The sequence below is a fragment of the Armatimonas sp. genome (assembly GCF_043760365.1).
Classification (GTDB): Bacteria; Armatimonadota; Armatimonadia; order Armatimonadales; family Armatimonadaceae; genus Armatimonas.
On sequence record NZ_JAYUPA010000882.1, the window covers coordinates 1 to 8,630 of the forward strand.

An 8,630-nucleotide genomic window follows, 5' to 3' on the forward strand; every position below is an offset into this window, starting at 1 on the left:
CCCGTATCAATGCTCTCGATCCCCGCCCGGAAGATCTCACTCGAGTAGGCCGCCGCATTGAGCGAGAGCGCCATCACCCCCGCGATGAACGGCGGCAGCGAGAGGCCCAGCGCGGGAAAGACAAAGTAGATCACGTAGATCTGCATGAGAAGCGGCGTCCCACGTACCGCCTCCACGTAGGCAATGGCGAGTGTCCGTAGCGCTGCGAACTTACCGAGCCGCGTGAGCGCGATCAGTAGCCCCAGCGGCACACCGAGCACCAGCGTGAGGAGCGTGAGAATCAGAGTGAGCTTCGCCCCTGAGAGGAGGAGTGGCAAGGACTGCAAGAGCAGCTCCGGGCGGATCGTAAACGCCGTCCCACTGCTCGGTGCCGCGTCGCCCGACGAGGCAGCGGCTTTGGTCGCCGTGGTCAGTAGCGCAGCGGGGATTGGTGTGCCGTCGGTTTTCACTGCCTCCAGCTTCGCCACCGTGGCCAGCGTGAAAGGCTTGTGCATCCACTTCTCGTAGATGCGCGCATAGCGCCCGTCTATCAGCACTTTCTCCAGCGCGAGATTGAGCGCCCCCAGAAGCGTCAGCGCCTCTTTGCGGGCGACAATGCCGAGATTTTCGTCTACAAACGCCCCACCAGGAGCCAGTTCCAGCTCGGGGTAGCCCTTGCGGATTATCTCCGCCAGCGCCGGTTCATCCCCCACCGCCACATCGGACTTACCGTTGCGCACATCGAGAAGCGCGTCTTGCAGGGCATCAAACTTATGCAGTTGCTCCTTAGGAACTCCCGCCTTCTGCATCGCAAACTGCCCCGTCGTCTCCGCCTGTACCGCCGCCGTTCGCCCCTCGGCCAGCATGTCCGCCGGCTTGGCAAACGTGCTCCCTTTCTTACGGGCCAGGATCTGCCCGGAGAGAAAGTAGGGCCGCGTGAAGCCATTGCCTTTTTTGCGCTCCGCAGTAATGGTCACGCCCGACATCACTAAATCGCACTTGCCGGTCTCCACGGCAGCAAAAACCCCCGACCACTCCATGGAGATCATTTCCACCTGCACGCCCAGCTCGCGCCCCAGCTCCTGAGCAATCTCCGCATCGAAGCCAACCACTTTATCGTTCTCCATGAACTCAAAAGGAGGGTAGGTCGCGTCGGTGGCGATTTTAAGCACCCCACGCGTCGTCACCCGCGCCAGCGAGTCATCAGTCTGGGCGAGACTCGGAAGGGCGAGGCCAAAAAGAAGGAGAGCAAGAAGAGTACGTAGCATACGGCATTTTACCTGCAAATTGCTGGGCCGCCGATTAAAATCAGCGTCTAGGGGCGTCGCAGGCTCCGCCAAAAAGTCGCTCCGCGACTGAGAACTGAGGAGATCGGTAGTCGCGGAGCGACATTATGGCCGAAGGCCCGTAGACGCCCACGTTCCTGTGGGCGGTTCTCCTGTGGGCGGTTCTCCTGTGGGCGGAACTACGAACGGAGAATCCGTGTAACTCCCTAGAGAGATTCTATGCAAGGCACCCCACTGGACACCTCCACTCTGGAAGCACAAGCCCAAACGGGCGAGAGCCTAGGCACACTCTCGGAGCGCACACCGACGATGGTTGTCTTCACGCGCCATTTAGGCTGCCCCTTCTGCCGCGAAGTGCTGACGATTCTGGCGGCGAGGCGCGAGGACATCGAGGCAACGGGCGTGCAAATCGCGCTAGTCCACATGGCAAGCGAGGCCCAGGCGGCACCGTTCTTCACCCACTACGGCCTCGGTGATCTACCGCGCTTCTCCGACCCGGCAAAAAAGCTCTACCAAGCATTTGGCCTGAAGCAGATGCGCCTCTCTGAGTTTCTCACGCCACGCTTCTGGCGCAAAGGCCGTGTGATAGCTCGGCGTAACGGCGGAGGCTTGCCCATAGGAGATGTGTTTCAGCTCGCGGGCACGTTTGTGATCTTCCAAGGGCGCATTGTCCAGGAAATCCGCACAACGCGCTCTAGTGATATTCCCGAGCTGCCTGGGGATTGAAAGCCTCCGACACAGTAATTTAATCTTTTCGAACCCAACTTGCGCTACAATCAGAGCATCATGAAGAAACTCACGCTGGCTCTTACGGGAGCCCTTGTTCTCGGGGGAAGTGCGGCGCTGGTGGCGCAGCAAAAGCTGGATATGCTCAAGGGGGGCTCTTTGAAGCTTCCGGCGACGGGCTGGACGATCTCTCCGGCGGGTACAGCCCACGCTAAGCTCGGCGACACGCTGCTCTCGTCGGCGCTGCGGCCTGATGGGCAGTTGCTTGCCGTGACCAATGGCGGCGGCGCGGCGCATGGCGTGAGCCTGATTGATCCGGCGACGGGCGCACTGAAACAGCAGGTGAAGTTTGGCAGGACGCACTCCGGGCTGGCGTGGTCACCCGATGGCGCGACGCTCTTTATCTGCGGCGGTAACTCGGGGCTGATCCAGGTGCTCCGTAAGCAAGCCGATGACAGTTACGCGCCGGGGGCTCCCCTGACGGTACTCGAAGCAAAGCCTGCCGCTGCGGGCGTGAAGAAGAACCGTCGGACAAGTGGAGTCTATCTTGGCGGGATCGCACTGGCTCCCAGTGGCAAGCGTCTCTACGCCACCGACCTGGCCAGCGATATGCTCGTGGCACTGGATACCGAGGGCAATGAGCGCGTGGAGCGCGAGCTGGAGGAAGGGGCCAAGCCGGGGGCGCTGAAGCTGACTGCGGATGGCAAGTATGTGCTCTGTGCACTCTGGGGCAAGGCGCAGGTTCTGGTGCTAGACGCGCAGACACTGGAGACCAAACGAACACTGAAAGTGGGCGCACACCCCAACGATCTGCTGCTCGCCAGCGATGGGCGTCTCTTTGTCTCCAGTGGCAACGATGATAGTGTGTCGGTGTTTGATTTTGCCAATCTCGATGTCTCGGCGTCTATTCGCGACGAGAACTCGCCACTCCTAGAGAAAATCGTCACGCGGCTCTCACTCCAGTCCGCGCCAGGAGCCACGCCGTCGGCGCTGGCGCTCTCGCCGGACGAAAAGACGCTCTACGTGGCCTGCTCGGACATCAACGCCGTGGCCGTGATCACCACCGAGCGCCGTGGCGGGAGCAAAGTGAGCGGGTTTATTCCCACCGCGCACTACCCGACCACGGTGACCTGCTCGCTGGATGGCAAGAAGCTCTTTATTGGTAGCAGCAAGGGAATCGGCACCGGCCCGAATCCCAGTGAGAAGCCCGACCCCGAGTACCCACGCGGCTTTCCGTACATTGCCAGTCTGCTCAGCGGGATCGTCTCCACCGTCGAGACGCCCGATGCAGCGCAGCTCGCGGCGCATACCCGAAAGTGCCTCGCCAATGTGCCCAAAGTGCGGGACAATAAGCCGGGCAGTAGTGCCATCCCCAGCAAGCTCGGCGAGAAATCCCCCATTGAATACGTGCTCTATATCATCAAGGAGAACCGAACCTACGACCAGGTGCTCGGGGATCTAGAAAAAGGCAACGGGGACAAGAAACTCTGTCTGTTCGGCGAGGACATCACGCCCAACCACCATGCCCTGGCGCGGGAGTTCGTGACGCTCGATAATCTCTACTGCTCGGGGGAAGTGAGTGTGGACGGCCACCACTGGAGCAATGCCGCCCTCGTGCCGGACTTCATGCAGCGCACCTGGCCCGCGCAGTACGGCGGCAAGGGTGCGCCTCCGCTCAAAGGCGGTGACTTCGGGGATCCCCTCGCCAAAACACCCTCAGGCAAGATCTGGGATGCCTGCCAGCGTGCCGGGGTGAGCTTTCGTACCTACTACTACCACACCGATAAGAACCAGAGCGAGGAGTGGGCAAAAGCGCGTGGCAAGAGCGAACGCGACTACAAAGCCGCTGATATCTTTATCCAGGAGCTGGCGGACTTCGAGAAGAGCAATAGCCTCCCCAAATTTATGGTCATGGCCCTCTCGGAAGACCACACACGTGGGGCAACCGCCGGGGCGTTCACACCCAAAGCCTGTGTCGCGTCCAACGACCAGGGGGTCGGTAAGATTGTCGAAGCGTGCAGCAAGAGCAAGTTCTGGCCCAAGATGGCGATCTTCATCATCGAGGACGATGCCCAGAACGGCCCGGATCATGTGGACGCCCACCGCACGGTGGGCCTCGTGGTCTCGCCCTACACCCGCACTGCCCGCGTGGACTCCACGTTCTACACCACCTGTTCATTCCTGCGCTCGATGGAGCTGATCTTAAATGTGCAGCCGCTCTCCGTTTTCGATACCAACGCCACCCCGCTCTGGGCCAGCTTTGGCACAAAAGCCGATCTCACCGCCTACACCTGCCGCCCTCCCAAAATAGACCTCAACGCCAAGAACCCCGGCGGCACGCAGGCAGCAAAAGAGTCAGCGGAGATGGACTTAGACGAACCCGACCAACTCGACGAGGCGGAAGAGCAGACACTCAACCGCGTGATCTGGGAGAGTGTGAAGGGCAAAGGGGTTCCCTACCCCGGCCCGACGCGACGGTTTCTGGGGGGGCACTAATCCGTCGGTTGACATTGTTCCGCCAACTATCCCCCCAGGTACGCCTTCACCGTCTCCGTGGGGACCTGCCAGACATGTTCGGCCAGATAGGGTTTGAAACCCAGCTCCGTGTTGATCTTCAGCATCGCGGCATTGCTGTCGGCGTTCTCCGTACGGACAATCGTGACATCGGGACGCTCAGCTTGGAGCTTTTTGAGCAGCTCCGCCTTGAGCCAGCGGCCCAGGCGCTTCCCCCGGTACTCTGGCCAGACCGCTGTGATTCCCTGGTGCGCAAACGTGGGCTTATGCGGGTTCCAGAGCAGTTCGGTAAAGCCTGCGATCTTGCCCGTGGCATCGTCTCGGACATACTGGCTCCAGCGCTGGACACCGCGCTTGGCGCGCGACTCCTCCTGTTGGCGAAGCTGCTTCAAGGTCAGCTTGAAGTCGTCCACTTGCAGCTCTCCGCGTGGGACGGTGTTGAAGAGTTCAAAGAGCTGCAGAACTTCCTCGATACTTTCCTCGGGATACGGCCCTTCCCAGAGCCCCGGCGTAAAGCCCTCGGCCAGCTCGTTCGTCCAGGTGTCCAGAAGCCCACAGGGAATCTCGGAGAGCTTGAGCTGATTCACGTGCGACTCCAGCCCGATAGTCGCTCCAATGCGAGTGAGAAACGCCTCGCCGGAGGGCACGGTGCTCGACGTGTCGGTCATGAGCAGAGTCCGGCTCTCTTTTTCGGCAACGGCCAGAATCTCTTTGAGCAAGCGTTTCCCGATTCCCTGCTGCCGCGCTTCGGGCAGTAGTTTGATGGAAAACTGTGCTAAGTGCTGGTTCTCATCGGTGCGCATCACACCGAGATCCGCGTTTCCTACTGGCTTACCATTCTGCTCCACAACCCACACCCAGACATCCACGAATGAGGGAATGCTCCGAAGCTGCCCCAGCGTGTCCTCCAGCTTAGGCGCGGGATCGTCGGGGACACGCTCCGCCGCGAGCGCCACCCGTAGCGCATGTGATGCACGCGCGTCGTCGTCGGAGATGTTTCGGATATCAATAGGTCGGATCGTGATTTCGCTCATAAGGGGTTCCTCGTGCAAAAGATACCCCAGAAAGCTTTCTGGTTACCAGAAAGACCTCAGTGATTTTTTTCGTGCAAGTGAACTTTCCACAGACCTCATGAGTTTTCTGAACGAGCGGCAACCAAAACCAAAAAGTTCCGCTTTATCTCAACTCGTTTCACGTGAGGATTATATAATGGTTTCAACAAAGGCACTTCGTCACGCCCTAAGCTATGGTTTATTGCTTCTAGGAAGTTTAGCCTCTCCGGCAAATGCGAGCTTAATGGATGTAACGGTCACCATTCGGAATCTGGCTCCCGCAAATAGTATTAGTTTCGCTCCGCTGCGGCTTGGATTTGGTAACGGGACTTTTGATTCCTTCAATATTGGCACCACAGCGGGTGCCGCTATCGTTTCCATCGCCGAAGGGGGCAGCGGTGCAGATTGGTTTCCTGCCTTCGCTCTGGCCGACCCCGGTTCCGTGCGTGGCTCTGTAGGGGGAGCACTGCTCCCTGGGCAAACCGCATCAAATACGTTCACTTTCGACACGGGATCTGCCAGCAATCGCTTCTTCACCTTCGCCAATATGGTGATCCCAAGTAATGACTTGTTTCTGGGCAACGATAATCCTATGGCCTTCCCACTCTTCAACCCTGACGGCAGCTTGGCAATTACCACGATTACCCAGACGGCGGGGCAAATCTGGGATGCAAACTCCGAGATCGCCGATGCCCTTGCCGCCGCCTTTCTCGTGGGAGGCAACAACAGTGCACGGACTCCCGAAAATGGTTTGATCGCCTTTGACCGAAGCGAGCTCAGCACCTACAACGGGCTGCAAACAGGTGCAGGATATTTCTTCGACAGCACACTGTTACCGAGCAACGCCCAGAACATCTACCAAATCTCCTTCTCTTCGTCAGCGGCTGCACCCGAGCCAAGCACTTTACTTTTGCTGACAACAGCACTAGGGCTGGTAGGGTTCAAGCGTGGCCGTTCGCGACTGAGGAAGCCGGCCTAAAAATAAAACTCCTGAGGGAAGTGAACTTATTACTCCCCTCAGGAGTTACTACTCTCGTGAGAGCACTCTTTGCACACCTGCCTTGGCGACGAAAAACACAGCTTCTCTCTCCCGAGGAGTTTGCATCGCGCTGCCAGGCACACACGACGGAACTTCTTCGGCTCGCACGTCGGCTGACACGCGGCAACGAAGATCCCGCACAAGACCTGGTGCAGGACACTCTGATTCGTGCTTTTGAAGCGTATCTACGCGGCAACTACGACGACCGTGGTAACCTGCGGACATACTTAATGCGCATTCTGACGAATCGTTTTTTGAGCCAGAAACGGCGGGATCGTTGGGATGCGGGGGGAGACGTTGGAGATATCCCCTCGCCACACTCAGAGTCAGTAGAGGTACTTCTTGTCTCCCAAACTCTGGATGAGCCGCTGGAGCGTGCCTTAGCAACACTCCCAGACGGCCTTCGGGCGGCAGTTTTATTGGTTGATATTGAAGGGCTAGAGTATAGTGAAGCGGCTCTTGCCCTGGGAATCCCTCTAGGAACGGTGCGCTCGCGGCTCTTTCGCGCACGTCAGATTCTCCATCAGGCACTCTTGCCTTGTGCCTTGACCCAAGGATGGATTCCCTTGAAGGAAGTTGTCAAATGAGTCCTTGCTGGCACATGAAAGCGCTGCTCACCGCGCGCGCAGATCAGAGGCTCTCGGGTCTTATAAAAAGCTATGTCGAGCTGCATCTCGCGCAGTGCGCCCAGTGCCGCGCTGCGCTAGAGTCTCTGCTCGCGCTTCGTGAGCGTTTAATCGCACTACGCAACGCCCCCGCATCCACAGGGACGCTTTCTCCCGACCGCCAAGAGCGTGTCCAAGCCGCCTTCACCGAGCTGTACAAACGCCACAAAGACTCGCCGTAAGTTTACGGCGAGGGCGGGTAAAATAGCTCCATGCTGAAGATAGGAATCGCGGGGCAGCGAGGACTGGCGTTTCTGAAAGCCTTTCGTGCACTGCCAGGCATCGAAGTGACGGCTCTGTGCGACACGAACCCAGACGTTCTGGAGCGCAATGCCAATGCGCACAAGATTGCGGGGCGCTTCACGGAGTTCTCAGCCATGCTGGACTCGGTAGATATAGATGCCGTAGTGGTCTCGACGCCGATGCAGTGCCACGCGGAGCAGAGTATTCTCGCGCTAGAGGCCAACAAGCACGTTCTCTCCGAGGTGAGCGCCTGTGTGACACTCGACGAGTGCTGGCGATTGCTCAATGCGGCGGAGCGTAGCAGCGCTGTCTACGCGATGGCGGAGAACTACTGCTACCGCAAAGACGTGGTTCTCGTGAAAGAGTTGGTGCGCAAGGGGCTCTTTGGCGTCCCATACTTTGGCGAGGGCGAGTATCTCCACGAGATTCGGCACTACCACCACAACCCCGACGGCTCCCCAACCTGGCGCTCGGTCTATCAAGTCGGGCGGCGCGGCTGTACCTACGGAACGCACTCGCTCGGCCCCGTGATGCAGTGGTTTCTCGCCGCCGATCCTACCGAGCGCATCGCCACGATAAGCTGTCACGGCACGGGTGTTCATACCGACCCTGAGCACCCGCACGACGACACGTGCTTAATGCTGGTGCAACTGGCGAGTGGCAAGCTCCTAAAAATCCGGCTCGATATGCTCTCCAACCGCCCGCACCTGCCGAGCTACTACAGCCTCCAGGGAACCCTCGGGGTCTACGAAGCCGCACGCTTCCCCGGACAGCCCGGCCAAATCTGGCTGGGCGCAAGCCACGACGGCGCCGAGCGCACGTGGCAACCAATCACCGAGTTCTACGAACATCTCCCTGAAGACTGGCGCACCCCGCACCCCGAAGAACTTGCCGCAGGCCACGGCGGCGGTGACTATTTTGTGGCACGCGATTTTGTCCACGCCTGCCTTGGAGAAGCCGCGCCAAACTGCGGTATCTACGACGCGCTTGCCTGGACCGCGTGCGATATTCTCTCCGAGTTCTCGATTACCCACGGCGGCACCCCGCTACACGTCCCCGATTTTCGAAATCCTACCGAGAAACCCCTGAGCTATGCCTGAACTTTCCCACCTGCGCATGCGCCGTG

8 protein-coding genes are annotated in these 8,630 nt (G+C 59.4%); 6 read left to right on the forward strand and 2 right to left on the reverse strand.

Going from position 1 to position 8,630, the window contains the following annotated elements; all coding sequences use genetic code 11:
* Positions 1-1,247: ABC transporter permease subunit (locus ACH2EH_RS21890; RefSeq protein ID WP_395145079.1), on the reverse strand; the 1,247-nt coding region annotated here is incomplete at its 3' end.
* 237 nt (positions 1,248-1,484) lie between these two features.
* Here ACH2EH_RS21890 and ACH2EH_RS21895 point away from each other — a divergent pair.
* Positions 1,485-1,991 carry an AhpC/TSA family protein gene (locus ACH2EH_RS21895; RefSeq protein ID WP_395145081.1) on the forward strand — a complete coding sequence of 169 codons (507 nt, stop codon included), beginning with the start codon at positions 1,485-1,487 and terminating at the stop codon, positions 1,989-1,991.
* A gap of 60 nt (positions 1,992-2,051) precedes the next feature.
* On the forward strand, positions 2,052-4,487 hold the full coding sequence (locus tag ACH2EH_RS21900; protein ID WP_395145083.1) for an alkaline phosphatase family protein: 2,436 nt from the start codon (positions 2,052-2,054) through the stop codon (positions 4,485-4,487).
* Between the two features lie 26 nt (positions 4,488-4,513).
* Here the strand turns inward: ACH2EH_RS21900 and ACH2EH_RS21905 are convergent, their stop codons facing one another.
* Entirely contained in the window at positions 4,514-5,539 is a 1,026-nt protein-coding gene (locus tag ACH2EH_RS21905) for a GNAT family N-acetyltransferase (RefSeq protein ID WP_395145085.1), read from the reverse strand.
* 97 nt (positions 5,540-5,636) lie between these two features.
* On the opposite strand from ACH2EH_RS21905, the gene ACH2EH_RS21910 reads away from it, so the two are divergent.
* From ACH2EH_RS21910 to ACH2EH_RS21925, 4 genes are read left to right on the forward strand one after another with little or no spacing between them, the layout of a single operon-like run.
* Positions 5,637-6,536 (forward strand): spondin domain-containing protein, encoded by a 900-nt coding sequence (locus ACH2EH_RS21910; protein WP_395145087.1) that lies wholly within the window; start codon positions 5,637-5,639, stop codon positions 6,534-6,536.
* 20 nt (positions 6,537-6,556) lie between these two features.
* Positions 6,557-7,183 (forward strand): RNA polymerase sigma factor, encoded by a 627-nt coding sequence (locus ACH2EH_RS21915; protein WP_395145088.1) that lies wholly within the window; start codon positions 6,557-6,559, stop codon positions 7,181-7,183.
* The gene (locus tag ACH2EH_RS21920) at positions 7,180-7,443 is read left to right on the forward strand and encodes an anti-sigma factor family protein (protein ID WP_395145090.1); all 264 of its coding nucleotides are present in this window, start codon (positions 7,180-7,182) and stop codon (positions 7,441-7,443) included. The genes ACH2EH_RS21915 and ACH2EH_RS21920 overlap by 4 nt, the downstream gene beginning before the upstream one ends.
* Positions 7,444-7,473: 30 nt before the next feature.
* Positions 7,474-8,604 (forward strand): Gfo/Idh/MocA family protein, encoded by a 1,131-nt coding sequence (locus ACH2EH_RS21925; RefSeq protein WP_395145091.1) that lies wholly within the window; start codon positions 7,474-7,476, stop codon positions 8,602-8,604.
* The last annotated feature ends 26 nt before the right edge of the window (positions 8,605-8,630 follow it).

Bases quoted from the DNA above. Each gene is read 5' to 3' on its own strand.
- ACH2EH_RS21895 (WP_395145081.1), top strand. From the start codon at position 1,485: ATGCAAGGCACCCCACTGGACACCTCCACTCTGGAAGCACAAGCCCAA.
- ACH2EH_RS21900 (WP_395145083.1), top strand. From the start codon at position 2,052: ATGAAGAAACTCACGCTGGCTCTTACGGGAGCCCTTGTTCTCGGGGGA.
- ACH2EH_RS21905 (WP_395145085.1), bottom strand. From the start codon at position 5,539: ATGAGCGAAATCACGATCCGACCTATTGATATCCGAAACATCTCCGAC.
- ACH2EH_RS21910 (WP_395145087.1), top strand. From the start codon at position 5,637: ATGAGTTTTCTGAACGAGCGGCAACCAAAACCAAAAAGTTCCGCTTTA.
- ACH2EH_RS21920 (WP_395145090.1), top strand. From the start codon at position 7,180: ATGAGTCCTTGCTGGCACATGAAAGCGCTGCTCACCGCGCGCGCAGAT.
- ACH2EH_RS21925 (WP_395145091.1), top strand. From the start codon at position 7,474: ATGCTGAAGATAGGAATCGCGGGGCAGCGAGGACTGGCGTTTCTGAAA.